Below are 24,765 nucleotides of genomic sequence, written 5' to 3' on the forward strand. Positions count from 1 at the left end.
CCTCGCCCGGATGGCCGAAGGCCATCACGCGGCGACATGCCCGGCCCGCTTCGACGAACTTTGACGTTGCAACTGGCAGCGGGCGAGGCATGCCTCGCCCCTACGAGCCCGATTACCGGATCAGATTCTCAATCGGCATAAGCCCCTCGCTGGAACCACGGAAAGCCTCGCAAACTGCCGCGAGGCTTCAACGGCATCCCGTACGCGGTTCGTCGCGCGTGGCGCCGGGCTGCGCGGGCGTTAGATTCTTCCCCCCAGAGCGATGCGATGTCGGGCACCTTGCGCCGGTGAGGAATCGCAATGAAATCCGAGTTCCCCGGTCCCGTTCCCGAAATCCCGGTGAGGGACATCTCCACGGCGGCGGCTTACTACCAGGACAACCTGGGCTTCAGCCTGGACTGGGGTGGCGAGGAGCTCGGGCTGGCAGGGATCTCGAAGGGCAACTGTCGGATGTTCCTGGCGAACCAGCAGTTTCGGGAGGCATACGGCAACGTTGGACCCACCTTGACCTGGCTGAATCTAGAAAGCAGGGAGGAAGTGGACGAGCTGTATCGAGCCTGGAGCGCCAGCAACGCCAGGTTGATGTCCGCACCCGAGTCGAAGCCCTGGGGCCTGCACGAGTTCACGGCGGCAGACCTGGACGGCAATCTCTTCCGTGTCTTCTACGACTTCGCCACTCCCGAACGCGCCAGGGGTGCCTGACACCGCGATTCGCCAGGCGCCCCCCAGGTTCGTCACCCGCAACCCCTGGTGACCTCGCGCGCGTGCTCTTCCAGGCCGCCGCGCTCACCGATCTTCGAGAGCCGCTCCACGAACTCGTCGGTGGCGTGCGCGCCCTGCTGCTCCTTCAACGCGGCGTACGCGGCCAGCACACCCTCCAGCCCTCCCGCGGTGACGCGGGCCACGTCGCCGGCCTGGTCCGGGTGCTCGATGGCGTAGGCGCCGCTGGAGAGGACGAACTGCAGCAGCAGTTCCCTGTGATAGCGGCTGGTGGACCTGGAAAGCGGCTCCAGCGCGCCGTTGCACATTTTGACGGTGACGTCGGGAGAGTCGATGAGCCACGCGAGCAGTACACGCCGGGCCTCCGTCGCGTCGCTGGCGAGCGGGTTCTTCTCCAGCGCGCGGATGTCCTTCGCGACCGCCTCCAGCTGCTGGCGCGACAGGGCGCCCCGCGGGGGAGCCTGGATGCCGAGGGAGGTCGGGGACGGTGGGGTGGGCTGCTGCGCGTGCGCGCCTTCCGCGCAGGCGAGCAGCGCGGCGAGCACAAGGCAAGGGCGGAGTCGGAGCACGGGAATCTCGCGTGTGGGGGAGTGACGGGTCATCAGGACGAAAACCGCTCCGGATTGATGCGGACGCCGGGCGGCACACGTGCGGCGCGCCCGCGGATCGGCAGGCAGTGCCGCATTGTAGGCGCCTGTCGATCCGTTGGCAACGTTTTCTGGAAGAGGTAAACCTGGTGCGATGGCGCGGCAAAGGTCTGACGACGCGGCGTCCGCACACCCGCGGACGAGGGGCTGTCCGGCGGCGCGGCCGCAGGCTAGATTCTTTCGCGCCAACGCGATGCGCCCCCGCAGCCTCCCGATGGATTCCGCGACCCGCCCAGAGCGCCGCCCGGACCCGCACCGCCTGCTGCGCGCCGCCGCCGCCGTCCTGAAGGCGCTGGTGCTCGGGACGCTGTGGATCGTGCTCTCGGGGATGTTCCTGGTGATGCCCCCGGCGGCGGGCGGGGCCTGGATCGCGGCCGTCGCGGGGTTCTTCCTCTGGTTCCACGCCTCCGGGCGGGGGCCGGGCGGCCGGCGGCGGCAGGTGCTGGGCCGCGTGCGCCCGGTGCCGCGGCCCGCGCGCCGGTGGGTGGGCGCTTTCCTGCTGGCGCTGCCGCCCGCCGTGCTCGCCATGGGCGTCGCGCTGGCCGCGCTGGGGCTGATGGACGAGCCCGTCGCGGGGGCGTTCGAGGCGTACGCGCGGCGGCCGGGCGGGATCGTGGTGCTGGTGGCGTACGGCGTGGGAGTGGCGCCGCTGCTCGAGGAGTTCGTCTTCCGCGGGTGGACGCAGCGCCCGCTGGAGCGCCTCTTCGGCGCCGCGTGGGCGATCCCCGTCACCTCCCTGCTCTTCGCGCTCTTCCACTTCGAGCCGGAGGGCCTCCCCATCCGCCTGGCGGGGAGCCTGGTGATGGGCTACGCCGTCTACGCCACGCGCTCGATCTGGGCCGGCGTGGCGCTGCACGCGGCCTGGAACGGCCTGCTCTTCGCCGCCGACGCCGCCTTCCGGGACTTCGACCCGTTCGGCGCCGGTCTCGCGGTGGCGCTCCCCGCCGCGCTCGTCCTGCTGGCCTGCGCCGCGTGGATCGTCCGCGCCGCCCCGCGGCTGCGCGCGGCGGCACGCCTGTCCGGAGCGGCCGAGGCGGCGTAGGATTCGGTTGCGGGCACGGAAGCCCCGCCTTCACCCGCGGTCCGGAAGCCTCGCCCCCGGTGGAGACGACGGAGGCGCGCCCGTCCCTCTCCCCGGGTGAGGGGGAGAGGGACGGGCGGCGGGGTTCGCGAAGGAGGCCGCTCAGCTCGCGCGGCGGGCGCCGAGCTCCCCGCCGGGGTCGCGGCGGGTGCCGTACTGGGCCCGCAGCTCGGCCACCCAGCGGGGGCGGCTGCGTCCGCTCGAGTCGTAGCCGCGCGCCAAGCAGTCCAGCAGGCAGTCGTGAGCCTCGCGGCGCGGCTCGGGCGGCAGATCGTGGGTGAGCACCGACAGCGCCGCCGAGGCGTCGTGGTACGTCACCTCGCCCGTGGGCAGCGCCGCGTGCTGCAGGTACCACTTGCGCAGGCGCCGGAGCGTGGGCGAGTACGGGGCGGTGCCCATCAGGAACTTCTTCAGCCCCGTCGGGCTCATCCCGATCTCGCGCGCCACGCCGCGCAGCGAGGTGCTCTCCACGCGCGCCGCCGCCATCTCGCGCAGGTGCTGGACGGTCTGCTCGCGGGGCTCGGGGCTGGGAGTCGTCTGGTCCATTCCGGATCCCTCCATGCGGTCTGAAGCTGACCTCTTGGTTACGGATTTTCTTCGGGTATGATAATGCCGAATAAATCCCGAAGCAAGGGGTCTGACGTGGACGTAAAAGTGCACGTGGAGCACACTTACAGCCTTTTCCCGGGCCCGCCCCGCTGGCGCGGAGAGGCCTAAACACCCCTTCTGCAAACGTTTGCGGCGTGGCGGCAGAGGCGCGCAGCCGGCCGTTTCCGCCAGATTGCAACCCGAAGGCGGCGAGACGCGTCCAATCGCCGCACCGCTTTCCCGCCCCGAAGCAGCCCGAAGGCACCCCTTCCGCGAGCTGATCCGAATGCGCCGTACGACCCTGTCCCTCGCCTCCGCGGCCTGCGCCCTCGCCGCCGCGCTCCCCGCCCGCGACCTCCGCGCGCAGAACGTCCCCGGCCTCACCGTGGCGCCGTGCACCGTGCCCGGCGTGGAGGGGCCGGCGCGCTGCGGCACGCTGGAGGTGTGGGAGAACCGCGCGGCCAGGAGCGGGCGGAAGATCCCGATCCGCTTCGTCGTCCTCCCCGCCACGGGACCGAGCCCCACGCGCGACCCGATCTTCCCGATCGCGGGCGGGCCGGGGCAGTCGGCGGTGGACGACATGGCGGGCTTCGCGGCGCAGGAGCTGGCGCCGCTGCGCGAGACGCGCGACATCCTGCTGGTGGACCAGCGGGGGACGGGGGGATCGAACCTGCTCAAGTGCCGCTTCTACGACCCCGAGGCCGACCTGCAGGCCTACTTCGGCGCCTTCTATCCGGCCGACCGGGTGGCGGCCTGCGCCGAGGAGTGGCGGGGGAAGGCGGACCTGGCGCAGTACACGTCGGACCCGGCGGCCGACGACTTCGACGAGGTGCGCGCGGCGCTCGGGTACGACCGGCTCAACCTCTACGGCGTCTCCTACGGCACCCGCGCCGCGCTGGTGTACATGCGACGCCACCCCGACCGCGTGCGCAGCGCCATCCTCCAGGGCGTGGTCCCCACCGACACGCGCATGCCGCTCTACACCGCGCGCGACGCCCAGCGCGCCGTCGAGGGCGTCTTCTCCGAGTGCCGCGCCCAGGCGGCGTGCGCCGCGGCGTTCCCCGACCTGCCGGGGTCGCTCGCCCGCGCGCTCGGGCGCTTCGCGGCCGGGCCGGTGGAGGTGGCGATCATGCACCCGCGCACGGGCGACCCCGTGCGCGTGCGCCTGCCGCGCGACCTGTTCGTCGAAGGCATCCGCTACCTGGCCTACTCGCCCCACAACGCGGCGCTGATCCCCGCCGTGGTGCACCAGGCCGGCGAGGGCGACTACGGCCCCGCGGCCGAGTTCGCGCTCTCCATGCGGCGCGACATCGTCGACGCGGGGAGCCACGGGGTGTACCTCACCATCACCTGCGCCGAGGACCTGCCGTTCTTCACCGCGGAGGAGGGGCGGCGGCTGGCGGAGGGGAGCTTCCTGGGCGACTACCGCGTGCGCGACCAGAAGGCGGCGTGCGCGGCCTGGCCCGTTCCCGCCGTATCGCGCGAGTTCCTGGGGCCGGTGGCCTCCGACGCGCCGGCGCTCCTGCTGTCGGGCCAGTGGGACCCGGCCACGCCCCCGGAGCAGGCCGAGCGGGTGCTGCGCACGCTCCGCAACGCCCGCCACGTGGTGGTTCCCAGCGCCGCGCACGGCTTCTTCGGCCTCACCGGCGGCCCCCAGTGCGCGCGGAAGCTGGTCACCGACTTCATCCGCTCGGCGGACCCGCGGGGGCTGGACGCCTCGTGCGCCGACTCGGTGCGCCGCCCGCCCTTTCCCACGCGGCGGCTGGGCGGCACGCCGGTCACGCTGCCGGCGGACCAGCTCGCGCGCTTCGCCGGCCGCTACCGCGGCGAGAACGGCTTCGCGGTGGAGATCAGGGTGGAGGGAGGGCGGCTGGTGCAGACCTTCCCCGACGGGCGCACCTTCACGCTGGTGCCCGTGGGCCCCGCGCGCTTCCGCGTCGCCGCCGCTCCCTTCATCGCCGCCACGTTCGTCGACGAGGGCGGCCGCGTGACGGGGATGCGCATCGAGCAGGGCAGCGGCGAGCCGTTCACGCTGGAGCGGGTGCCGTAGGGGCGCGGAAATCCCGGGAGTGCGCTCGAGGCTCTGTCCTGCATGGGGAGGATTGCATCATACCGTTTTTCGAGATTCGCTGTGCATTGGGAAGCTGTCATTCCGAGTGGAGCCCGATGCGCCGATCTCGCGTTCGCCACCGAAGTCGGCCGGGCTCCCGAGGAATCTACTCGCGGCCGGCAGGAGGCCGGACCGCTGCATGGAGCCAGCGTCCGGGCGGGGTGAGTGGATCCTCGGGCGCCGTCCAGCCGAGGGGTGAAATCCGGATCGGTGCTGCGGCGCCGCTCGGAATGACATGGTTCGCGAAAGGACCGGATTGCACACTGATTCCTGGAATCCGGTATCACGATGATCACCGGCGCGCACTTCATCCTCTACAGCACCGACGCGGACGCGGACCGGGCGTTCTTCCGCGACGTGCTCGGCTTCCGCGCCGTCGACGCGGGCGGGGGGTGGCTGATCTTCGCGCTGCCGCCCGCGGAGATGGGGGTCCACCCGTCGGAGGGCGGCTTCGCGCAGCGCCACGCGGAGCACGCCCTCGCCGGAACGGTGCTGTACCTGATGTGCGACGACCTGCGCTCGACGATGGAGTCGCTGGCGGCCCGGGGCGTCCGCTGCACGGAGGTCGAGGAGGCGGAGTGGGGGGTGAAGACGACCGTCCGGCTCCCCAGCGGCGGCGAGATCGGCCTCTACCAGCCGGCCCACCCGACGGCGCTGGGACTCTGATCCCGGATCCTCCATGAGCCTGCGCTGGTGGCCGTCGGGCGGGCTCTGGCGCCACCCGGACTTCCTGCGGCTCTGGGGCGCGCAGGCCGGCAGCGCGTTCGGCAGCCGGATCACGCGCACCGCCCTGCCGATGATCGCCAAGTCGATCGGGGCGAGCGCCGGCGAGTTCGCGGTGCTCGGCGCGCTGGGCGTGGCGCCCGGCGTCGTGGTGGGCCTGTTCGCCGGGGGGCGCGTCGACCGCAGCCCCAAGCGCCCGCTCCTGATCGGCTCCGACCTGGTGCGGGCGCTCCTGATCCTCACCATCCCCGCCGCGGCGTGGCTGGGGGCGGTCTCGATGCCCCAGCTCTACGTGGTGGCCGCGGCCGTCGGCGCCGCCACCACGCTCTTCCAGATCGCCGACAACACCTACCTGCCGGCGCTGGTCGGCCGCGACCAGCTGGTGGAGGGCAACTCCAGGCTGGAGGCCACGGAGGCGGTGGCCGAGGCCGCCGGGCCGGGGATGGCCGGCGTGCTGGTGCAGCTGCTGACCGCGCCCGTGGCCGTCGTCGTCGACGCGCTCACCTACCTGTGGTCGGCGCTGCTGCTCAGCCGCATCCGCGCGCCGGAAGCGCCCGCCGCCGCCGAGGCCGGCGCCACCGTCCGGGGCGACGTAGCGGCCGGCTTCCGCGCCTGCCTGGAGCACCCGCTGGTGCGCCCGGCGCTCTTCGCCGAGGCCGTCGCCGCCTTCTCCGGCGGCTTCTTCCTGGCGCTGTACATGGTGCTCACCCTGAAGACGCTGGGCCTGTCCTACGCGGCCGCGGGGCTGATCGTCAGCGTCGGAGGGGTGGGGGCGCTCGCCGGGCCCGTGCTCGCCGGGCCGCTGGGGCGCCGCGTGGGGACGGGGCCGGCGCTGGTCCTCTCCCTCGCCCTGGGCACGGCGGCGAACCTGCTGGTGCCGCTGGCGGCGGGCGCCGGGAAGCTGGCGGTCCCCCTGCTGGTCGTGCACCAGCTCGTCGGCGACGCGCTGCTCGGCGCCTACCTGGTCCTGGCGCTCAGCCTGCGGCAGCGGGTGCTTCCGCAGGCGGTGCTGGGGCGCGCCAACGCCGCCTTCCACGTAACGGCCGGCCTCATGCTGCCCGCGGGCGCGCTGCTGGCCGGGTGGCTGGCGGGCGCCGCCGGCGTGCCCGCGGCCCTCTGGATCGGCGCGTGCGGCGGCCTGCTCGCGGCGCCCGCGCTGGCCGCGTCGCCCGTCCGGCGGCTGCGCTGAGGCCGCCGACCAGGCGCGAGCCTGCTGTTTTCAGTTCCGGCTTCCTCCGGCCCGAAGCCGCGCATGCAGGCTCGGCCCGGCTCCAGAACAGAAACGGATCGGAATCACGCAGAGAAACCGGGGCACAGAGGAGGACCTCGCTCCCCCTGTGCCCCGGTTTCTCTGTTTCTCTGTGTGATTATGAGACTGTCGGTTTTCAGGAGAACCGGCTCAGGCGGCCAGCGCGGCGCGGTAGGCGGCCAGCGTCTGCTCGGTGCAGCGCTCCCAGCTGAACTCGGCCGCCCGCGCCAGCGACTTCGCCCGCATCCGCTCCCGGAGCGCCGCGTCGCGGTAGACCTTCAGCATCGCCTCGCAGAGCGCGTCGATGTCGCCGGGGTCCACCATCAGCCCCGCGTCGCCCACCACCTCGGGGAGGGAGGAGGTGTTGGAGGTGATCACGGGCGTGCCGCACTGCATCGCCTCCAGCGGGGGCAGCCCGAAGCCCTCGTAGAGCGACGGGTAGACGAACGCCGTGGCGCCGCTGTAGAGGGGGGCCAGCTCCTCGTCTTCGGCGTAGCCCGTCAGGATCACCCGGCCGCGCACCCCGCCCACCTCCTCCAGCGCCTCCTGGACGTGGCGCGAGCCCGCCCCGGCGTGGCCCACCAGCACGAACGAGAGGTCCCTCGCCTCCTCCGCCAGCCGGGCGAAGGCGCGCACGGCGTGGTGCATGTTCTTGCGCGGGTCCAGCGGGTTCACAGAGAGCAGGTAGGGGCCGTCGGGGATGCCGTACTTCTCGCGGACGGCGCGCACCCGGACGGGGTCGGCGCAGGGGTGGAAGATCTCGCGGTCGGCCGCCAGCGGCACCACGCACACCCGGCCGGGCGGGGCCACGCCGCGCTCGCACAGCTCCGCCCGGGTCGACTCGGAGGTGGTGATCACCCAGTCGCCGTCGCGCACGCTGTCCAGGAGCGACTGCGCCGTCTGCGAGTAGGCGGGGCCGTACACGTCGGGGAAGCGGACGTGCACCAGGTCGTACACGGTGAGGAGCCGCCGCGGCGAGCGGCCCCGCGGGCGCGGCGGCAGGGGGGTGCCTGGCGAGTGGAAGACGTCGGCCGGCGGCGAGGCGTCGGCGACGGGGGGGTGGAGGCGCCGGTCCACCAGCCGCCCCCCGTGGCGCAGCAGCCGGGGGAGGACGTTGCTGCGCAGGAGCGCGCGGGTCCAGCGGTGCGCGCCGGCCACGCCCCGCCGCAGCCGCGACGCCGCCTCCGTGGAGCGCGGGCCCAGGAGCGGGAGGTGGCCCAGCCGCGGGTTGGTGCGCAGGTACTCGACGCAGCCGTGGTAGGCCACGCTGGAATGGTTGGCGCAGAAGAGCAGCTCGCACTCGCCCGAGGCGGCCAGCCCCTCCGCCAGGTGCTGGTGCACCCGGAAGCTGCCGCCCCGCGACTGCGCGTACAGGTGTCCGAGGCCGAGCGTCGAGATGTCGTACAGGACCCGCATTCTTGGACGATGACGATCGATGGGACCCGCCGGCGGCGCGGAGGGGAGCGCCCGGCGCAGGGGGGCGAAGACTAGCGGGCGCGGCGGCGCGAAGCAACCCGCGGGACGGTGGCGTGCGCTCCGCGGGACGGCGCCGGGCGCGGTTTGACTTCTCCCTTGCGGCGCAATAGCTTCCGCCCGCGACGCGAACAGATTCCTTTCCCCTTTCGCCCGACCAGCGGCAGCCGACGATGCAAGACCCCTCGCAGCCTTCCCCGCAGTCCGATTCGACCCTGCCGGCCGGAAAGCCGGCGCTGGTGGTGGCCCACCCGGGGCACGAGCTCCGCGTCTACGGCTGGATCGAGCGCGCGCGCCCGCTGGTGTTCGTGCTCACCGACGGCTCGGGGAGCGGCGGCGAGGCGCGGATCGAGTCCACCACCGCCGTCCTGGAGCGGACGGCGGCGCGGGCCGGGCCGGTCTACGGGGTGATGTCGGACCGCGAGATCTACTCCGCCATCCTCTCCCACGACGCCGCCCGCTTCACCGGCATCGCCAACTGGCTGGCGGAGCAGCTGGTGGCCGAGGGGATCGACTACGTGGTGGGCGACGCGGTGGAGGGCTACAACCCCTCGCACGACGTCTGCCGCCTGGTGATCAACACCGCGCTGCGCCTGGCCGGCCGCACCCGCGGCGCGGCGCCGGCCGCCTACGACTTCCTGCTGGTGGGCGCGCCCAACCAGTGCCCGGAGGGCCTGCGCGAGCGCGCCGTGTGGCTGGAGCTGGACGACGAGACGCTGGAGCGCAAGCTGGCGGCCGCCCGCTCGTACCAGGAGCTGCGGGGCGAGGTGGAGCACGCGCTGGACCAGTTCGGGCTGGCTCCGTTCCGCACCGAGTGCCTGCGCCCCGTGGATCCCACGGAGCGGTACGGCGGGTGGGACCCGGCCCAGGTGCCGTACTACGAGACGTACGGCGAGAAGCGCGTGGCCGAGGGCGTGTACGACCGGGTGCTGCGCTTCCGCGAGCACGTGCAGCCGCTCGCGGACGCCCTCTGGAGCCACAGTGAGCGGCGCGGCTGAGCGGAGCGGGCTCAGGGTCCTCATCACCAACCGCGTCCTGGCCAGCCGCACCGGCACCGAGCTGTACGTGCGCGACCTGGCCCGGGCGCTCCTGGAGCGGGGCCACCACCCCGTGGTCTACAGCCCGCTGCTGGGGCCGGTGGCGGCCGAGGTGCGCGCCCTCACGGTGCCGGTGGTCGACGACCTGGCCCGCGTGGGCGCCCCTCCCGACGTGATCCACGGCCACCACGGCCTGGAGACGCTGGCGGCGCTCCTGGCCTTCCCCGGCGTCCCCGCCGTGGCGTTCTGCCACAGCTGGATCGGCTGGCCCGACGTGCCCGTGCGCTTCCCGCGGGTGCTGCGCTACGTGGCCGTCGACCACACCTGCCGCGACCGCCTCCTCTTCGAGCACGGCGTCCCCGAAGACCGCGTCCACGTGGCGCTGAACGCCGTGGACCTGGAGCGCTTCCGCCCCCGCGGCCCCCTGCCGCCCAGGCCCGGGCGCGCGCTGGTGTTCAGCAACGCGGCCGGGGGGAAGGGGTCGCAGCTGGCGGCGGTGCGCGAGGCGTGCGAGGCGGCGGGGATCGCGCTGGACGTGGCGGGCTCCGCCTCGGGGAAGCCGCTGGAGCGGCCCGAGGAGGCGCTGGGCCGCTACGACCTGGTGTTCGCCAAGGCGCGGGCGGCGCTCGAGGCCATGGCGGTGGGCGCGGCGGTGATCCTCTGCGACGCGGTGGGCACGGGGCCGATGGTGACCACCGGGAACCTGTCCGACCTGCGGCCGCTGAACTTCGGGATGCGCGCGCTGCGCGAGCGCCCCACGCCCGAGGCTCTCGCCCGCGAGATCGCGCGCTACGACGCGGCCGACGCGGCGGAGGTCTCGCGCCGGGTGCGAGCGGAGGCCGGGCAGGGGGCGCTGGCGGACGAGCTGGTGGCGCTCTACCGCGAGGTGCTGGACGAGCACCGCGCCGGCCCCCCCGCCGACCCGGCGGCCGAGGAGCGCGCCGCGGCCGCCTACCTGCAGTGGCTGGCGCCGCGCCTGCACGAGCGCGACCTGCTGAAGACGGGCTTCGCGCGGCTCCTGCAGGTGCCGGTGGTGGGCGCGCTGATCCGGGCGCGCGCCCGGCGCGAGGGCGGCGGGCACTGGCTCCCGCGGCTGCTCGGGTCGGTGGACCGCGATTGAGCACGCTTCCCGCCTGGCTCCGCGGCCCCTTCCGCCGCAGGGACCCGCTCCCCCTCGGCGAGGGGGGCGGGGCGATCCTGTCGGCCCTGGCCGCCCGCAGCCTGGCCGGGGGCGGCTGGGCGCTCCTCTCCCTGGGGCTGGGCCTGGCGCTGGGGGTGGCGCGCACGATGGTGGTCGCGCGGTTCCTGGGCGCCGAGGAGCTGGGGGTGTTCGGGATCGCCCTGCTCGCCCTGGGCACCGTCGAGGCGGTCACCTCCACCGGGGTGGAGACGGCGCTGGTCAGCCACCCGGGCGAAGCGGAAGAGGACCTGGACCCCGCCTTCACCATCCAGGTGCTGCGGGGCCTGCTGGTGGCGGCGGCGGTGTTCGCCGCCGCGCCGCTGGCGGCCTCGTTCCTGGGGAGCGGCCGGGCGACCCCGGTGATCCGGGCGGTGGCCGTGCTGGCGCTCCTGCGTGGGCTCGCCAACCCGGCGCTGGCGCTGGCCACCCGGCGGATGGAGTTCGGCCGCCTCTTCTGGTGGAGCGTGCCCGAGCAGGTGGCCGGGTTCGTGCTGGCCGTGGGGCTGGCGGTGGCGCGCCGCGACGTGTGGGCGCTGGTGGCGGCGGCGGTGGGGTCGCAGGTAGTGGCCGTGGCGGCCTCGTGGGCCATGCTGCCGCGCCGGCCGCGCCTGGTGCTCAGGGGCGAGGGGGTGCGGCGCCTCCTCCACTACGGCAAGTGGGTGAGCGGGGCCCGCACGATGATGTTCCTGAGCCTGAACGCCGACAACGCGGTGGTCGCCCGCTTCCTGGGCGCCGGCGCGCTGGGCATCTACCAGCTCGCCTTCCGCATCGGCGAGCTGGGGGTGTCCACCTTCACCCGGGCGATGGTGCAGGTGGCGCTCCCGGTGCTCAGCCAGCTGCAGGCGAGCCCCGCCCGGCTCGGGCGCGCCTTCCGGGCGGTGTTCCGCCTGGCGCTGGTGGCCAACGCCGTCTTCGCGGTGGGGGTGGCGCTCTTCGCCCACCCGGTGGTGGAGCGGCTCCTCGGGCGCGAGTGGCTGCCGGCGGTGCCTGTGCTGCGGATCCTGGCCGTGGCGATGGTGTTCCGGGCGGTGGTGGTGGTCTCCAACCAGCTGTTCAACGCGGTGGGCCGGCCGAGCCTGACGCTCCAGGTGAACGCCGTGCGCCTGGGGGTGATGCTCGCGGCCGTCCTCCCGCTCCTGCACGCGTTCGGCCTGCGCGGCGTGGCGCTCTCGGTGCTCCTGGGCGGCCTGGCCTCGGCCGTGCTGTGCCTGCACCGGGCCCGCGGCGTCCTGGAGCCGGAGCGGGTGCCCGCGGGGGAGCGGTGAGCCGGGAGGGCCGCCGCATGCCCCTCTTCCGGTGGAGAGCGCGGGAGTCCCCGCCGCCGCGGGCGCCCGGGGACGCCCGGCTCGACCCCATGCCGATCGTCGTCGGCTCGCCCCGCTCGGGGACGACGCTGCTCCGGCTCATGCTGGACGCCCACCCGCTGCTGGCGATCCCGCCGGAGACCGGCTTCCTGTCGCTCGCGCCGAAGCTGAAGGGGTGGGGCGACCGGCTGCGCGAGCGCTTCTTCCGCGCGGTGGTGGGCCACCCGCCGCCGTCGCCCGCCTGGCCGGACTTCGAGATCCCGGCGGAAGCCTTCCGGGCGGCGCTGGAGCGGATCGAGCCCTTCACCGCGGCCGAGGGCTTCCGCGCCTTCTACCGCCTCTACGCCGCGCGCTTCGGCAAGCCGCGCTGGGGCGACAAGACGCCGCTGTACTGCCTGGAGCTCGACACCATCCGCGGCGTGCTCCCCGAGGCGCGCTTCGTCCACCTGATCCGCGACGGGCGCGACGCCGCCCTCTCGCTGCGCCGCCAGTGGTTCTCGCCCGGCTGGGAGATGGAGAAGCAGGCGGCATACTGGCGCCGGTGCGTGCTGGGGGCGCGGCGGGCGGGGCTGGGGCGCGACGACTACCTCGAGGTGCGCTACGAGGAGCTGATCCTCGACACGCAGGGGACGCTCGGCCGCATCTGCGCGTTCATCGGGCTGGAGTACGACGACGCCATGCTGCGCTACGACGCGCGCGCCCCGGCGCGGCTCGAGGAGCACAAGGGGCGCACCCGGGCCGACGGCACCGCGCTGGTCACCCGCGAGCAGCGGCTCCGGCAGCAGCAGCGCACCACCGAGCCGCCCGACCCGGCCCGCGTCTTCGCCTGGAAGCACGAGATGAGCGCGGAAGACCGCGAGGCGTTCGCGCGCGTCGCGGGCGACCTGCTGCGGGAGCTGGGCTACGAGGTGTGACGCGGGCGAGCCCTTTGCGGGCGGTGGCCCGGTCCGGCGGGATCCGTCGCGTTCTTCGGGTGGAAGATCGAACGATGGCGAACGGAGAGCAGATCCACTCCTTGCTCGGCACGCTGCTGGAGGTCCACCGCTCCGCGTTCGAGCTCGGCGAGCACGAGGTGTCGTTCCACGCGCTCTCGGCGGCGGCGCACGCGGCGGAGAGCCTGGAGGACGTGGACGTGCTGGAGCGGATCGCCGGGCTCAGCCGCGGCGAGCTGGCGTGGCTGGACGCCCACGCCCCCGACCACCGCCTCTCCAGCCGGTCGGCGGAACAGCGCCGGCACCAGAGCATCTTCGAGCAGCTCGCGGTCACGGCCACGGGCATGCGCCAGCGCATCACCATCGACCAGCGCCGGGGAGAGGCGGACCACGGCACCTGGCCCGGCTGACCGGGCGCCGCCCCTGATCCCCGCCTCCCTCCCTTCCCGCCGCGCCGGATGCCGTCTTCCTTCTACGTGGTCCTGAACCCCGTGGCCGGGGGCGGCGCCGCCGCCCGCGCCTGGGAGGCCGTGCGCGGCGTGCTGGACGCGGCCGGGGTGCGCCACGAGCTGGCCCGCACCCGCGCGCCCGGGCACGCGGCCGAGCTGGCCGAGGCGGCGGCGCGCGAGGGGTGGCCCGCGGTGCTGGCGGTGGGCGGCGACGGCACCGTGCACGAGGTGGCGAACGGGCTGCTGCGCGCCGCGGGAGACGGAGAGGCCGCGGTGCCGCTGGGGATCGTGGCGGTGGGGAGCGGCAACGACTTCGCCGGGCTGGCGGGGGTGCCGAGGGACCCGGCGGCGGCCGCGCGGCGGGCGCTGGTGGCCGAGCCGCGGCCGGTGGACGCGGGGCGCGTGGGCGGCGAGTGGTTCACCAACGGGGTGGGCGTGGGGCTCGACGCGCGCGTGGCGGTCGAGGCCAACCGCCACCGCCGGTTGAAGGGGATCGGGATCTACCTGTGGGCGCTCGCCCGCGTCCTGCGCTCCTTCCGCCCGCCGCGGATGCGCGTCGACGTCGACGGCGAGGTGATCGAGCGGCCGCTGACGCTGGTGACGGTGGGCAACGGCGCTCGGCACGGCGGCGGCTTCTGGATCTGCCCCGACGCGCGCATCGACGACGGACTGCTGGACGTGTGCGTCTGCGACGGGCTCGGCACTCTCGGCATCCTGCGCTTCCTGCCGAAGGTGCTGCGGGGGACGCACGTGGGGGCGAGCTGCGTGCACATGCGCCGCGTCCGCCGCGTGCGCATCTCCAGCGACGAGCCGCTCCCCGTCCACGCCGACGGCGAGATCCTCTTCGAGGACGCCCGCGAGCTGGAGATCGAGATCGTGCCGGGGAAGCTGCGGCTGCTGGTCTGAGGGTGTCTTTTATCTCACACGGAGACGCAGAGACGTAGAAAACTTCTAACTGCAAATCTCACACGGAGTTAACGGAGTCAACAGAGAACACAAAAAGGGGTTCCTCCGTTGACTCTGTTGACTCCGTGTGAGGCTTTTACGAAACCGAGGCCGGCGCGGAAGGTTGCGCGTCGGCCTCGATTTCGTTCCGGGAGATGAATTTCCCTAGTTCGTCGCCAGGTCGTCCAGCTCCTCGCGCGCCACGGCGCGGATGGCCTGGCGCGGGTGGGTGGAGGCGATCCGCTCCAGGCGCGGGCGGCTGACGGAGGCCGGGAAGTCGGTGAGGGTCTCGACGGCCTCGCGCAGCACGTCCTCGTCCGTGTGGCGCGCGAGGATCTCGTCCAGCGCCGCCAGCCCCGCCTGGTCCGGCAGCTCGCCCAGCGTCTCCACCGCCTCGCGGCGCGCGTCGACGCCCGGGTGCCTCCAGACGATCCGCGACAGCGCCTCCGCTGCGTCCGCGCCGCCCACGTCGCCCATCGTCTCCACCGCCTCGCGCTGCACGTCGGGGACGGGGTGCTCCCAGGCGATGCGCGACAGCGCCTCCACCGCGCCCGCACCCCCCGCGCTGCCGATGGTCTCCACCGCCTCGCGCTGCACGTCGGGGACGGAGTGGTCCCAGGCCAGGCGCGTCAGCAGCTCCACGGCGCCGGCGCCCGCCGCGTCGCCGATCGTTTCCACCGCCTCGCGCTGCACGTCGGGCTCGGGGTCGCGCCGGGCGATCTCTTCCAGCGTGCCCAGCACGGACGGGTCCTTCAGCTGGCCCAGCGTCTCCACGGCCTCGCGCCGGATGTCCACGCTGCGGCCGCGGGTGGCGTAGCGGCGCAGCGCCGGCAGCGCGATCTCCACCGGGAAGTTGACGATGGTCTCCACCGCCTCGCGCTGCACGTCGGCCACGGGGTGCCCGGCGGCGATGGAGTCCAGCGCCGCCAGCGCGGCCCGGTCCCCGAATTCGCCCATCGCCTCCACCGCCTCGCGCTGCACCTCGATATCCGCGTTGGTCCAGGCCAGCCGCGCCAGCACGGGGAGCGCGCGCGCCGCGGGCTGCTCGCCCATCGACTCGGCGGCCTCGCGCCGCACGTCCTGGCTGGGGTCGCGCGTCGCGGCCCGCTCCAGCTCGCCCAGCGCCGCCTCGTCTTCCTGCTGCCCCATCGCCTCGGCGGCCTCGGCGCGCACCTCGGTCCGGCGCGCCTCGCGCAGCAGGCGGCCGAGCGCGGCCCTCGCGGCGGGGAGCCGCATCTCGCCCACCGCCTCGGTGGCGTCGCGGCGCACGTGCTCGGCCGCGTCGCCCTCGGCGGCGGCCAGCAGCCCCTCCAGCGCGTCGGCGCGCGGGTGGCGGCCCAGCGCCTCGGCCGCCGCGGCGCGCACCTTCTCCGAGCGGTCGCGCGCCAGCCAGCGCAGCAGCGGCGGCACCACCCGGTCCGTGGCGGCGTGCGCGCCGATGGCCGCCACGATCGAGCCGCGGACCTCCTCGTCGCGCTCCGAGCGCTCGCGCTCCTCCAGCAGGGCCAGGCTCTCGCCCGCGTCCGCCATCCCCAGCCAGTAGACCGGCGTGGCCCCCACCGCCAGCCCCACGCGGCCGATGCGGGTGGTCACCCGCTCCACGCGCCCGCCGGGACCGACGCGGAAGAGGATGACGGCGTCCGTGTACGAGACGCCGAACAGGTCCGGCAGCGGCCGGAGCTCCAGGTCGCTGACGTTCAGCCCGTGCATGTCGTCGACCGAGACGTTCCCGCGGATCGGGGCGGCGGGAACCGCCCAGCCCACCCAGTACGCCCGCCGCGACCCGGCCTCCCCGCGCGCCCACTCCCAGCGGCGCGCCAGCGGCTCCGCCGGGTTCGGGTGGCGGACGACGACCGGCTCCTGCCGCGCGGACCCGGCGCGGGGCTCCTCCTGCTTCGCCTCCCCCGTCTTCTCCGGCTCGGCCGCGAGCGGGGCGACGGCGGGGGCGACGGCGGCGACCCCGGCCAGGAGCGCGGCGGCCGCGGCCACGCGCACGCCGGCCCGCGACGGGGGCGGCGGTCCGGCGCGCCGCACCAGCCGCTCCACGCGCCGCGCCAGCGCCGAGCCGCCCTCCTCGGCCATCGCCAGGGCGCCCTCGGGGACGGGGGTGCCGGAGAGCGACACCCACCCGGCCACCTCCACCAGGCAGCGCGCCAGCCCCAGCGGCGAGCCGGTCTGCCGCACCGCCCAGTCGTCGCACAGGTACTCGGCCGACTCGCGCAGGCGGCGGCGGGCGAGCCGGTTGAGCGGCTGGAAGAAGAAGAGCGCCTCGGCCAGCCCGGCCGCCAGGTGCCAGAGCGGGTCGCGCCGCGCCAGGTGCGCCAGCTCGTGGGCCAGGGCGCCGCGCTGCTCCTCGACGGCCAGGTCGGCCACGAAGCGCTCGGGGACGCACACCTCGCGCGGCCCCAGCGCCATCGGCGAGGCGCAGCGCCCGCTCTGCGTCAGGCGGACGGGCGTGCGGACGCCGGCCCTGCGGCGCAGCTCGTCCAGCAGCGCCAGCACGCCCGCGTCCTCCACCGGCGCGCGCTCCCGCAACAGCCGGTGCAGCGACCACTGCCGCCACGCCAGCCGCGCCAGCAGCATCGCCGCCGCCGCGCCCCAGGCCAGGAGCGCCGCCAGCCGCCAGTCCACCCGCGCCGGCCCGCCGCTCCGGGCGGCCTCGAACACCGGGGCGTCATTGACGGACGGCGTCGCGCTCGGCGAAGGCGTCGCGGACGGGGACGGGGACCCGGTGGCCGCCGCCGTCTTGCGGTCCGCCGCCATGGTCTTCGTCTCCGGCGCCTCGGCGGACGCGGTCGTCCCGGCGGGCCGCTCGAATGCCGCGGAAGTCGGGGACGAGAGCGCCCAGCGGCCGACGACGGGGCGATAGCCGGCGAGCGCCTGCACGGGGACGGTGAGGAGCGCGCCGGCGAGGGCGGCCTTCCAGAGCGTCTCACGCCAGGCGGGGTCGCGCACCGCGCGCCAGGTGAGGAGCGCGGCGGCGCCGAGCAGGAGGGTGCTGTGGACGGCGTACGCGAGCAGCCAGGCCGCCGCGGTGTGCACGATGGGATTCATCCCTCGCCTCCCTTCAGCTCGGCCTCGCGGCGCTCGATGATGTCGCGGATGCGCGCCAGGTCGCGCTCCTCCACCTCGCTGGCGGTGAGCAGGTGGCTCACCATGGTGGCCACGTCGCCCTCGAAGAGCCGCCCCGCCAGCTCGGCGAAGTCGGCCACCACCGAGCGGCGCACCTGGCTCTCGTCCACCCGCGCGCGGTAGACGTACTGCCGCCCCTCGGTGCGGTGGGCCACCAGCCCCTTCTTCTCCATGCGGGTGAGCAGCGTGGCCACGGTGGACTGCGCGATGCGGCGCTCCTCGCGCAGCGCGTCGTGCAGCTCCAGCACGGTGGCCTCGCCGCGCTCCCAGACGACCTTCAGGATGGCGAGCTGCAGCTCGGTGAGGACGTAGCTCATGCGGGCACCGGGTGAGGGACCGGAGAAAGACGACGGCTATAGAATACAGGTGTAGTACTTCAGAGCGCAAGGGTCTCGAGCGGCGGGAACGGGAGAGTCCCTCCCCCGGCAACGGAGTCAGGCGGGCGGAGCCGGCGCAGCGGCTGTCGCCGGTGCGGGCTGGGCACGGGTGTCCGCCGAACCGCGCGAGGCCAGCCATGCGCCCGCGAGGGCGGCAGCGACGTACCCCAGCCAGTAGGTGCCCACGGCGAGGTAGCTGATGTCGAAGCGTTCCCGGGTGGAGACGAGGATCACGAGCGCCGGGAGAAGGTGCACCAGCAGCAGCACCGACAGCGAAGCCAGCGCCGCATACGAGTATCTGCGCGACGGTGCCAGCTTCCCGCAGACGAAGCCGCCCAGGGCGTACGCCACGACGGTGGCGGCCTTCCCGATCGCCACCGGCACCGGCTTCGTGTAGTCCTCGAGCGAGCCGATCGGCGTGACCAGGGGAGTGATCATGGCCGCGACCGCTCCCACGACCGCCTGCGCGCCGAAGACCGCCAGCAGCAGGAGCAGCAGGCGCGGTACCCTCATCCCGGGAATGTCCACCGTCTTCACCTCGCCCTCGGGGACCTGCCGGAAGCGGAGGGTCTCGAACTGCCGGACCAGCCCGGTGGCGACGGCGCTCAGCGCCACCCCGACCACGCCGGCGGCCTCCTTCCCGAGCAGCGCGCCGAACAGCGCCACGATCAGGGCGAAGGAGAATCCGATGGCCACGGCGGCGAAGACGAATTTCCGGTCGAAGAGCTGTGCGCTGGCCATGATCGTCACCTCCCATTGAAGCGCGGTCTCCATCCATCCCACAGGATAATGGTGCGCCCCCAGGCCGGGCCACGGTTTTCCTGAAGCCGTCATGTTCGACCGGCTGCGGGAACGGCGCGCGAGCGAAAGGCGCCCGCCGGGCGTGATCGCGCCGAGCGGGCCCGCGGACGGCGAAACGCTGTCGGTGGATGCGCGACCTGCTGATGATGCGACGGGTGCGGACGGCTTCTTCAGCCGCCTGCGGCCGTTGCGTCCCGGTAAATTCCGGCTTCAGCCGCCGCTGACGATAATCGTGCCGCGCTGGTAGGAGGGGATCGACGGGGGGGAGATGCGGATCGACATGAATGCCTCTCGGGTGGCGGGTTCGCATGGTCCGGCCCCGAACCGAGGCAGCCCGCATGCCGCACACCCGTGGAAACATCCGCATCGCCCGTAACTGCTGCAAGAGGCAGGGGTTACGAAGAAGGTTGCGCGCCGCCCCGCGGGCCGCACCGTCCCTTCCGCGCCCCATTGCAGGGGCGCGGCGTGGACGGACGGACCTCAAAGGAGGAGGAGGGCCACCGCGGCGCCGGCCATCAGCAGCCCGGCCAGGAGGCCGAGCGCGTTCAGCCAGAAGCCGTTGGTGTGCTCGCCCATCACCCGGCGGTCGTTGCACACCAGCAGGATCACGAAGATGAGCGGCGGGGCGAGCAGCCCGTTGACCACGGCGGCCCCGAAGAGCATGCGGATCGGCTCGATCCCCAGGTAGTCCATCGCCATCCCGGCGCCCAGGGCCAGCGCCATCACCGCGTAGAAGCGCCCGGCGCGCGTCGGCCGCTCGCTCATCCCCGCCGGCCACCCCTCGGCCTCGGCCACGGCGAGCGCCGCGGAGCCGGCCAGCACGGGCACGCCCAGCATCCCCGTCCCCACGATACCCAGCGAGAACAGGAGCGACGCGGCGCTTCCGGCGAGCGGGCGGAGCGCCTGGGCGGCCTGCTCGGCGGTCTGGATGTCGGTGATCCCCCGGGCGTGCAGGGTGGCGCCCGTGGTGAGCACGATGAAGTAGAAGACGACCACCGAGACGGTCATCCCGGTGACGGTGTCGGTGCGGGCGTGGCGCAGCGCCCGCTCGCTGGCGCCCCTGCGCTGCTCCAGCGTCGTGCGCCCCATCGCCTTCTCCTCCTCCACCTCCTCGGCCGCCTGCCAGAAGAAGAGGTAGGGCGAGATGGTGGTGCCCAGGATGGCCACCAGCGCCAGCAGGTACTCGCGGTCCCAGGCGACGCGCGGGAGCACGGTGGAGCGCAGCACCTCGCCCCAGTCCGGCCGGGCCAGGAACGCCGAGGCCACGTAGGCGAAGAGGACCAGGGTGAGCCACTTGAAGACGCGCGCGATCACCGGGTACGAGGCGAACACCAGCAGCGCCAGGATCGCGGCCGCGAACACCGGCACCAGCAGCAGCGACGGGACGCCGGTGAGCATCGACGACACGGCCGCCATGGCCCCCAGGTCGGCGCCGATGTTGACGGTGTTGGCGACGAGCAGGAGGAGCACCGAGGCCCAGAGCACCCAGCGCGGATAGTAGGCGCGCAGCACGCCCGACAGCCCGCGCCCGGAGCACATCCCGACGCGCGCGCACATGAGCTGGACGGCGGACATGAGCGGGAGCACGGCGGGCGCGGTCCACAGCAGCGCGAAGCCGAACTGCGCCCCGGCGGTGGAGTACGTCGACACCCCCGACGGGTCGTCGTCGGCCGCGCCGGTGATGAGCCCCGGCCCCAGGTGGCGGAAGAACCCGCGCAGGCGGTGCTTACCGTCCTCGGGGCGGGCGGGCGCCTTCGTGCCGCGCTTGCGGCTGCGGGACGTGGAGGACATGAGGACGGATGCGTGCCATGGTTGACCCGAACGGGCGACACGGGCGCCGCCCTGCGGGAAAGCACTTCGCACTTCGCACCTCGCACTACGGCTCGACCTGCCGCCCCTCGCGCAGGAATAGCATGCGGTCGCCCAGGCGCCCGGCCTCTTCGCGGTCGTGGGTGACGAAGACGAAGGGGATGCGCCAGGTCTGGTGCGCGGCCACCACCTCGTCGCCCACGGCGCGGCGGGTGTCGGCGTCGAGCGACGAGAACGGCTCGTCGAGCAGGAGCACGTCGGGGTCGGTCATCAGCGCGCGGGCCAGGGCCACGCGCTGCGCCTCGCCTCCGGAGAGCTCGGACGGGTAGCGCCCGGCCAGGTGGGCGATGCGGAAGCGCTCCAGCAGGCGACTCAGCCGCTCGCGGGCCTCGCCGTCGGCGGCGCGCGCGCCGTAGAGCACGTTGGCGGTGACGTCCAGGTGGGGGAAGAGCGCCAGGTGCTGGAAGACGAACCCGCAGCGGCGCCCCTGCGGCGGCACCCACACCTTGCGCTCGCGCGAGTACAGGAGGCGGTCCTCCAGGCGGATCTCGCCCGCGTCGGGCCGCTCCAGGCCCGCGATGAGGCGCAGCGTCATGGTCTTCCCCGCGCCCGAAGGCCCGAAGAGCACCAGGATCTCGTCCCGGACCTCGAAGTCCACCTCCAGCGTGAAGTCCGGCAGCCGCTTCTTCGCGCGGACGCTCAGCATCTCATCCCGATCTCAAGAGGGGCCCTCACCCGGCGCCGCTACCGCGTCGCCACCCTCTCCCGACTGCGGGAGAGGGTACTTTACGGATCGATGCGAGCCGCCGCCTCCCCGCGCCGGATCCGCTTCCGCGCCGAAGGAGCCCGCGCAGGCGGGCCTTTCGCCGTCGTTGCCGCGGGTTCACCCGCCCTTGCGCTGCCACCCCGGCCGCCTCCGCCGCGTCCACACGTTGAGCGCCACCACCAGGGCCATGCAGAGCGCGCTGATCACCAGCGCGTAGAGCCCCGCCGCGCGCATGTCGCCGGCGTCGGCCTCGAAGAAGATGGCGAGAGGGACGGTGGTCGTCTCGCCGGGGATGTTGCCGGCCACCATCACCGTGGCGCCGAACTCGCCCAGCGAGCGCGCGAACGAGAGCACCGTCCCCGCCACCAGCCCCGGCCACGACAGCGGCAGCGTCACCGTCAGGAACACCCTCGCCTCGCGCGCGCCCAGCGTCCTGGCCGCGTCCTCGAGCCGCGCGTCCACGGCCTGGAAGGCGGCCTTGGCGCTCTGGTACATCAGCGGGAAGCTCACCACCACGGCCGCGATCACCGCCGCATGCAGGGTGAAGAGCAGGCGCACGCCGAACGCCTGGTCCAGGAAACGGCCCACCGGCCCGTCGCGCCCCAGCAGCGCCAGCAGCACGAAGCCGGTCACCACGGGAGGGAGCACGAGCGGGAGCACCAGCAGCCCGTCGACCACGTCGCGGCCGGGGAAGTGGCGCCGCGTCATCGCCCGCGCGGCCAGCGTGCCCAGCACGAAGACGAAGACGAGCGCCGTCACCCCCACGCGCAGCGAGAGCAGGACCGGGCTCCAGTCGGGCATCGCGCTACCTGACCACGAAGCCGTGGCGGGAGAGCGCCGCGCGCCCCTCGCCGCCCAGCAGGAAGCCCACGAACGCCTGCGCGGCCTCGGGGCGCTCGGTGCGCGAGACCACGGCCGCGGAGTAGGTGATCGGCGCGTGCGAGCCGGGCGGCGCCGGGGCCGCCACGCGCACCCGGCGCGACGCCCGCGCGTCGGTGCGGTAGACCACGCCCGCGTCCACGTTGCCCGACTCCACGTAGGCCAGCACCTGGCGGACGTTCTGCGCGTAGACGGCCTTCGCCCGCACCGCCTCGGCGATCCCCAGCGCGCGCAGCACCTGGTCGGCGTAGTCGCCCGCGGGGACCGAGGCCGGCGCGCCGAGCGCCACCCGCCGCACCTCCGGCCGGGCCAGGTCGGCGAAGGAGCGCGCGGGGGAGCCGCCCGCGGCGGGGACCACCAGCACCAGCTCGTTGCCGGCGACCGGGCGGCGGGTGCGCGGCTCGATCAGCCCGGCGCGCTCCAGCTCGTCCATCGGCCCCTCGGCCGCGGAGACGAACACGTCCACCGGCGCGCCGTGCCCGATCTGCTGCCGCAGCGCACCCGACGCCCCGAAGTTCGCGCGCACCTCCACCCCCGGATGCGCCCTCTCGAAACGCTCCCCGAGCTCGGTGACGACCTCGCGCAGGCTGGCCGCCGCCGAGACGGTGAGGACGGTGCTCGTCGGCGCGGGCTCTTCCCGCCCTCGCTCGCAGGCGGCGAGGGCGAGCGCGCTGATCGCGGTCAGGGCTGCGGCGCGGAGTCGAGGCAAGGGAAGCGGACTGGTGGACGAAAGGAAGGCGCGCGCCCCCAATCTGCTGCCTTTCCGTGGATCGTGCGAGGGGATTGTTTGGGGATGATGACACAAAGACGACCAGATTCCTCACACGGAGTCAACGGAGAACAACCCGGGGTTCTCTCCGTCGACTCCGTTGACTCCGTGTCACCACTGCCAGCCTTCCCGGCAACCGCCTGCCAACCGTCTAATTCCTGTTTTGCTGCAACTTACGCCACCCGGCAGAACCCGGCGTCCTGCCGGGGTGGGATAGGTGTGGGAATGCCAGATCGGGGCGATCTGTCTACGAACTTATTTGACTAACGACCTTCAAGCCGCTACCATGTAGTGACGGTTCTTTCTTCCGCGGCACCCCTTTTATCCAAGGAACGAACATGGCAGAGCAAACAGCGGCAAGCGTGCGGGCCGGCTCCGTGGCTACGGGTCCCCCGAGCATCGAGCTGGGCGTGCAGAGTCCCATCTCGGCGCGCATGCAGCAGGTGCAGGACGAGCAGGGCAACTCCACCCTCCTCTTCTTGGGCAGCGGCAACGTGGGCGTCGGCACCGCCTCGCCCGACTTCATCTTCACTGTGCAGGGTGATCCCGGCCCCCAGAACTGCTTGGCGCAGATCAACTCCGCCAGCCTCGAGGCGTCGCTGGAGTTCAGGAACGCCACGGACAACTTGGCGTGGCGGATCGGTTCCGGCGGTGGCGCGGGGCAGAAGGCGCTCTTCGTGTGGAACCCTGAGAACGGCATCCTGCTCACCATCAACGGGACCACGTTGACGTTCAACGGCACCATCGCGGCCCAGGCGATCACCGTGGGCAGGGGCGGCCCGAACCTTCCCAACATCCCACCGGCCAGCCAGGCGCCCTCCACCGCGAACCTGGAAGCTGTGTTCGTGGACACCAACACGGGCAACCTGTACTACCAGTAGCCCGCCCCGGAGACGAAAACAGGGCGCGACGCCGGCTTTCACCGGCGGCGCGCCCGTCTTTCTTCCCGATCCTTCCGCTCCCCACTCCCGTACTACTGCGACGTATCGCCATCCCCCGCCGGCGCGACCTCACGCACCAGCGACACCTGCACGTAGCGCGACTCGTCCAGGTACCGGCGGGTGGCGTCGCGCAGCCGCTCTGGAGAAGTGAAACCGGGGCAACGCCCCGGCAGAAGTGTCCACCGCGGCGGGCGAGTGGGGGGCTCGTCCCCCCGAGCCCACCGTTCCGATTTTTGCGCGAGACTTTCGGTTTTTGGGCGCGCACAAGAGCGCGCCTCGCACGCTAGGTGCGGGTTGGTTGAGGCAAGTGGTGACAGCCCCGCCGGGCGAGTGGCCGGCGGGGCTGTCGGTCCTACACTGTCCGTTGTCCTTCGGCCGATCTGCGTGGTAAACCTGCGCTCACCTCGTCGGTCGGTGGGATAGGTTGTGGGATAGGTTCGGCGGCAAAGTAGGGCTTTTCGGCCTCTGGAATCCGGTTGGCTCTTCCGGAACATCTAAGTTTTACAAGGGTTTTCGGCTTCCTCGCGGATTCTTCCGTTGACTCCGTGTGAGACATGCGGTTTACGGGATGACGCCGCCGAGCGAGCCGGTGACGCCGCCCACCACGCGGGTGCCCGAGCCCAGCGCGCCGTTCACCGACGTGGAGACGCCCGTCGTCGCACGCCCCGCCGCGTTCACGCCGCCGAGCGAGCCGTTCAGCATCGCATCGATGCTGCCGGTGGCGGCCAGGCGGGTGATGGCGCGGTCGCTGGCGCCGCCCTCCAGCCGCGTGGCTATCGCCGCGGCCGCGCGGTGGAAGTCGCCGCTCTCGGCGCCCAACTCGGCCAGCGCGTCAAGTGACGCGGCGAGCGAG

The 24,765-nt window shown here is 73.7% G+C and carries 24 protein-coding genes; 13 read left to right on the forward strand and 11 right to left on the reverse strand.

Annotated features, from left to right (window positions below; genetic code table 11):
• Window positions 1–300: 300 nt before the first annotated feature.
• A complete protein-coding gene (locus VF746_19915) occupies window positions 301–702 on the forward strand; it encodes a VOC family protein (protein ID HEX8694702.1) in 402 nt (133 codons plus the stop codon).
• A 32-nt stretch (window positions 703–734) separates the two neighbouring features.
• Here the strand turns inward: VF746_19915 and VF746_19920 are convergent, their stop codons facing one another.
• The gene (locus VF746_19920) at window positions 735–1,289 is read right to left on the reverse strand and encodes a hypothetical protein (GenBank protein HEX8694703.1); all 555 of its coding nucleotides are present in this window, start codon (window positions 1,287–1,289) and stop codon (window positions 735–737) included.
• 292 nt (window positions 1,290–1,581) lie between these two features.
• Between VF746_19920 and VF746_19925 the strand changes: the two genes are divergently transcribed.
• Window positions 1,582–2,409 (forward strand): type II CAAX endopeptidase family protein, encoded by an 828-nt coding sequence (locus VF746_19925; protein ID HEX8694704.1) that lies wholly within the window; start codon window positions 1,582–1,584, stop codon window positions 2,407–2,409.
• A gap of 141 nt (window positions 2,410–2,550) precedes the next feature.
• On the opposite strand, the gene VF746_19930 is transcribed toward VF746_19925, so the two are convergent.
• Entirely contained in the window at window positions 2,551–2,994 is a 444-nt protein-coding gene (locus tag VF746_19930; GenBank protein ID HEX8694705.1) for a hypothetical protein, read from the reverse strand.
• Window positions 2,995–3,322: 328 nt separating this feature from the next.
• Between VF746_19930 and VF746_19935 the strand changes: the two genes are divergently transcribed.
• The 3 genes from VF746_19935 to VF746_19945 all read left to right on the forward strand — a co-directional run bounded on the left by VF746_19935 (window position 3,323) and on the right by VF746_19945 (window position 7,058).
• A complete protein-coding gene (locus tag VF746_19935; GenBank protein ID HEX8694706.1) occupies window positions 3,323–5,086 on the forward strand; it encodes an alpha/beta fold hydrolase in 1,764 nt (587 codons plus the stop codon).
• Between the two features lie 348 nt (window positions 5,087–5,434).
• Window positions 5,435–5,812 carry a VOC family protein gene (locus VF746_19940; GenBank protein ID HEX8694707.1) on the forward strand — a complete coding sequence of 126 codons (378 nt, stop codon included), beginning with the start codon at window positions 5,435–5,437 and terminating at the stop codon, window positions 5,810–5,812.
• Between the two features lie 13 nt (window positions 5,813–5,825).
• Window positions 5,826–7,058 (forward strand): MFS transporter, encoded by a 1,233-nt coding sequence (locus tag VF746_19945; protein HEX8694708.1) that lies wholly within the window; start codon window positions 5,826–5,828, stop codon window positions 7,056–7,058.
• Window positions 7,059–7,268: 210 nt separating this feature from the next.
• On the opposite strand, the gene VF746_19950 is transcribed toward VF746_19945, so the two are convergent.
• On the reverse strand, window positions 7,269–8,534 hold the full coding sequence (locus tag VF746_19950) for a glycosyltransferase family 1 protein (GenBank protein HEX8694709.1): 1,266 nt from the start codon (window positions 8,532–8,534) through the stop codon (window positions 7,269–7,271).
• 230 nt (window positions 8,535–8,764) lie between these two features.
• Between VF746_19950 and VF746_19955 the strand changes: the two genes are divergently transcribed.
• From VF746_19955 to VF746_19980, 6 genes are all read left to right on the forward strand, one after another.
• The gene (locus VF746_19955) at window positions 8,765–9,589 is read left to right on the forward strand and encodes a hypothetical protein (GenBank protein ID HEX8694710.1); all 825 of its coding nucleotides are present in this window, start codon (window positions 8,765–8,767) and stop codon (window positions 9,587–9,589) included.
• A complete protein-coding gene (locus VF746_19960) occupies window positions 9,573–10,748 on the forward strand; it encodes a glycosyltransferase family 4 protein (protein HEX8694711.1) in 1,176 nt (391 codons plus the stop codon). Before VF746_19955 ends, VF746_19960 begins: the two co-directional genes overlap by 17 nt.
• Window positions 10,745–12,073: an oligosaccharide flippase family protein gene (locus tag VF746_19965; GenBank protein HEX8694712.1), complete on the forward strand. Its 1,329-nt coding sequence runs from the start codon at window positions 10,745–10,747 to the stop codon at window positions 12,071–12,073. Before VF746_19960 ends, VF746_19965 begins: the two co-directional genes overlap by 4 nt.
• A gap of 17 nt (window positions 12,074–12,090) precedes the next feature.
• Entirely contained in the window at window positions 12,091–13,026 is a 936-nt protein-coding gene (locus VF746_19970) for a sulfotransferase (GenBank protein ID HEX8694713.1), read from the forward strand.
• Between the two features lie 74 nt (window positions 13,027–13,100).
• On the forward strand, window positions 13,101–13,454 hold the full coding sequence (locus tag VF746_19975) for a hypothetical protein (GenBank protein HEX8694714.1): 354 nt from the start codon (window positions 13,101–13,103) through the stop codon (window positions 13,452–13,454).
• 48 nt (window positions 13,455–13,502) lie between these two features.
• A complete protein-coding gene (locus VF746_19980; protein HEX8694715.1) occupies window positions 13,503–14,399 on the forward strand; it encodes a diacylglycerol kinase family protein in 897 nt (298 codons plus the stop codon).
• Between the two features lie 204 nt (window positions 14,400–14,603).
• On the opposite strand, the gene VF746_19985 is transcribed toward VF746_19980, so the two are convergent.
• The 3 genes from VF746_19985 to VF746_19995 form a co-directional block, all read right to left on the reverse strand.
• On the reverse strand, window positions 14,604–17,492 hold the full coding sequence (locus VF746_19985) for a HEAT repeat domain-containing protein (protein ID HEX8694716.1): 2,889 nt from the start codon (window positions 17,490–17,492) through the stop codon (window positions 14,604–14,606).
• Window positions 17,489–17,887, reverse strand: a complete 399-nt coding sequence (locus VF746_19990) for a BlaI/MecI/CopY family transcriptional regulator (GenBank protein HEX8694717.1) — start codon at window positions 17,885–17,887, stop codon at window positions 17,489–17,491. The genes VF746_19985 and VF746_19990 overlap by 4 nt, the downstream gene beginning before the upstream one ends.
• A gap of 117 nt (window positions 17,888–18,004) precedes the next feature.
• Window positions 18,005–18,721: a hypothetical protein gene (locus tag VF746_19995; protein HEX8694718.1), complete on the reverse strand. Its 717-nt coding sequence runs from the start codon at window positions 18,719–18,721 to the stop codon at window positions 18,005–18,007.
• A 58-nt stretch (window positions 18,722–18,779) separates the two neighbouring features.
• Between VF746_19995 and VF746_20000 the strand changes: the two genes are divergently transcribed.
• Window positions 18,780–18,995: a hypothetical protein gene (locus VF746_20000; protein HEX8694719.1), complete on the forward strand. Its 216-nt coding sequence runs from the start codon at window positions 18,780–18,782 to the stop codon at window positions 18,993–18,995.
• A 233-nt stretch (window positions 18,996–19,228) separates the two neighbouring features.
• Here the strand turns inward: VF746_20000 and VF746_20005 are convergent, their stop codons facing one another.
• The 4 genes from VF746_20005 to modA all read right to left on the reverse strand — a co-directional run bounded on the left by VF746_20005 (window position 19,229) and on the right by modA (window position 22,911).
• Complete coding sequence (locus VF746_20005) at window positions 19,229–20,539, reverse strand: Nramp family divalent metal transporter (protein ID HEX8694720.1); 1,311 nt, start codon at window positions 20,537–20,539, stop codon at window positions 19,229–19,231.
• Between the two features lie 85 nt (window positions 20,540–20,624).
• The gene (locus VF746_20010) at window positions 20,625–21,263 is read right to left on the reverse strand and encodes an ATP-binding cassette domain-containing protein (GenBank protein HEX8694721.1); all 639 of its coding nucleotides are present in this window, start codon (window positions 21,261–21,263) and stop codon (window positions 20,625–20,627) included.
• Window positions 21,264–21,440: 177 nt separating this feature from the next.
• Window positions 21,441–22,124 (reverse strand): molybdate ABC transporter permease subunit, encoded by a 684-nt coding sequence (modB, locus tag VF746_20015; protein HEX8694722.1) that lies wholly within the window; start codon window positions 22,122–22,124, stop codon window positions 21,441–21,443.
• A gap of 4 nt (window positions 22,125–22,128) precedes the next feature.
• Window positions 22,129–22,911: a molybdate ABC transporter substrate-binding protein gene (modA, locus tag VF746_20020; protein ID HEX8694723.1), complete on the reverse strand. Its 783-nt coding sequence runs from the start codon at window positions 22,909–22,911 to the stop codon at window positions 22,129–22,131.
• A 470-nt stretch (window positions 22,912–23,381) separates the two neighbouring features.
• Here modA and VF746_20025 point away from each other — a divergent pair, with 470 nt between their 5' ends.
• Complete coding sequence (locus VF746_20025; GenBank protein HEX8694724.1) at window positions 23,382–23,852, forward strand: hypothetical protein; 471 nt, start codon at window positions 23,382–23,384, stop codon at window positions 23,850–23,852.
• Between the two features lie 621 nt (window positions 23,853–24,473).
• Here VF746_20025 and VF746_20030 read toward each other — a convergent pair.
• The coding region (locus tag VF746_20030) for a hypothetical protein (GenBank protein ID HEX8694725.1) at window positions 24,474–24,765 on the reverse strand (292 nt) is incomplete at its 5' end.

It is taken from the genome of Longimicrobium sp. (genome assembly GCA_036389795.1).
Lineage (GTDB): Bacteria > Gemmatimonadota > Gemmatimonadetes > Longimicrobiales > Longimicrobiaceae > Longimicrobium.

What these genes read in the sequence shown, in the direction of transcription:
- VF746_19925 (HEX8694704.1), top strand. Translation starts at nt 1,582, where the DNA reads ATGGATTCCGCGACCCGCCCAGAGCGCCGCCCGGACCCGCACCGCCTG.
- VF746_19990 (HEX8694717.1), bottom strand. Translation starts at nt 17,887, where the DNA reads ATGAGCTACGTCCTCACCGAGCTGCAGCTCGCCATCCTGAAGGTCGTC.
- VF746_20000 (HEX8694719.1), top strand. Translation starts at nt 18,780, where the DNA reads ATGTTCGACCGGCTGCGGGAACGGCGCGCGAGCGAAAGGCGCCCGCCG.
- VF746_19970 (HEX8694713.1), top strand. Translation starts at nt 12,091, where the DNA reads ATGCCCCTCTTCCGGTGGAGAGCGCGGGAGTCCCCGCCGCCGCGGGCG.
- VF746_19980 (HEX8694715.1), top strand. Translation starts at nt 13,503, where the DNA reads ATGCCGTCTTCCTTCTACGTGGTCCTGAACCCCGTGGCCGGGGGCGGC.
- VF746_20010 (HEX8694721.1), bottom strand. Translation starts at nt 21,263, where the DNA reads ATGCTGAGCGTCCGCGCGAAGAAGCGGCTGCCGGACTTCACGCTGGAG.
- VF746_19995 (HEX8694718.1), bottom strand. Translation starts at nt 18,721, where the DNA reads ATGGAGACCGCGCTTCAATGGGAGGTGACGATCATGGCCAGCGCACAG.
- VF746_19985 (HEX8694716.1), bottom strand. Translation starts at nt 17,492, where the DNA reads ATGAATCCCATCGTGCACACCGCGGCGGCCTGGCTGCTCGCGTACGCC.
- VF746_20005 (HEX8694720.1), bottom strand. Translation starts at nt 20,539, where the DNA reads ATGTCCTCCACGTCCCGCAGCCGCAAGCGCGGCACGAAGGCGCCCGCC.
- VF746_19955 (HEX8694710.1), top strand. Translation starts at nt 8,765, where the DNA reads ATGCAAGACCCCTCGCAGCCTTCCCCGCAGTCCGATTCGACCCTGCCG.
- VF746_19930 (HEX8694705.1), bottom strand. Translation starts at nt 2,994, where the DNA reads ATGGACCAGACGACTCCCAGCCCCGAGCCCCGCGAGCAGACCGTCCAG.
- VF746_19975 (HEX8694714.1), top strand. Translation starts at nt 13,101, where the DNA reads ATGGCGAACGGAGAGCAGATCCACTCCTTGCTCGGCACGCTGCTGGAG.
- VF746_19940 (HEX8694707.1), top strand. Translation starts at nt 5,435, where the DNA reads ATGATCACCGGCGCGCACTTCATCCTCTACAGCACCGACGCGGACGCG.
- VF746_19935 (HEX8694706.1), top strand. Translation starts at nt 3,323, where the DNA reads ATGCGCCGTACGACCCTGTCCCTCGCCTCCGCGGCCTGCGCCCTCGCC.
- modB (HEX8694722.1), bottom strand. Translation starts at nt 22,124, where the DNA reads ATGCCCGACTGGAGCCCGGTCCTGCTCTCGCTGCGCGTGGGGGTGACG.
- VF746_19915 (HEX8694702.1), top strand. Translation starts at nt 301, where the DNA reads ATGAAATCCGAGTTCCCCGGTCCCGTTCCCGAAATCCCGGTGAGGGAC.
- VF746_19945 (HEX8694708.1), top strand. Translation starts at nt 5,826, where the DNA reads ATGAGCCTGCGCTGGTGGCCGTCGGGCGGGCTCTGGCGCCACCCGGAC.
- VF746_19950 (HEX8694709.1), bottom strand. Translation starts at nt 8,534, where the DNA reads ATGCGGGTCCTGTACGACATCTCGACGCTCGGCCTCGGACACCTGTAC.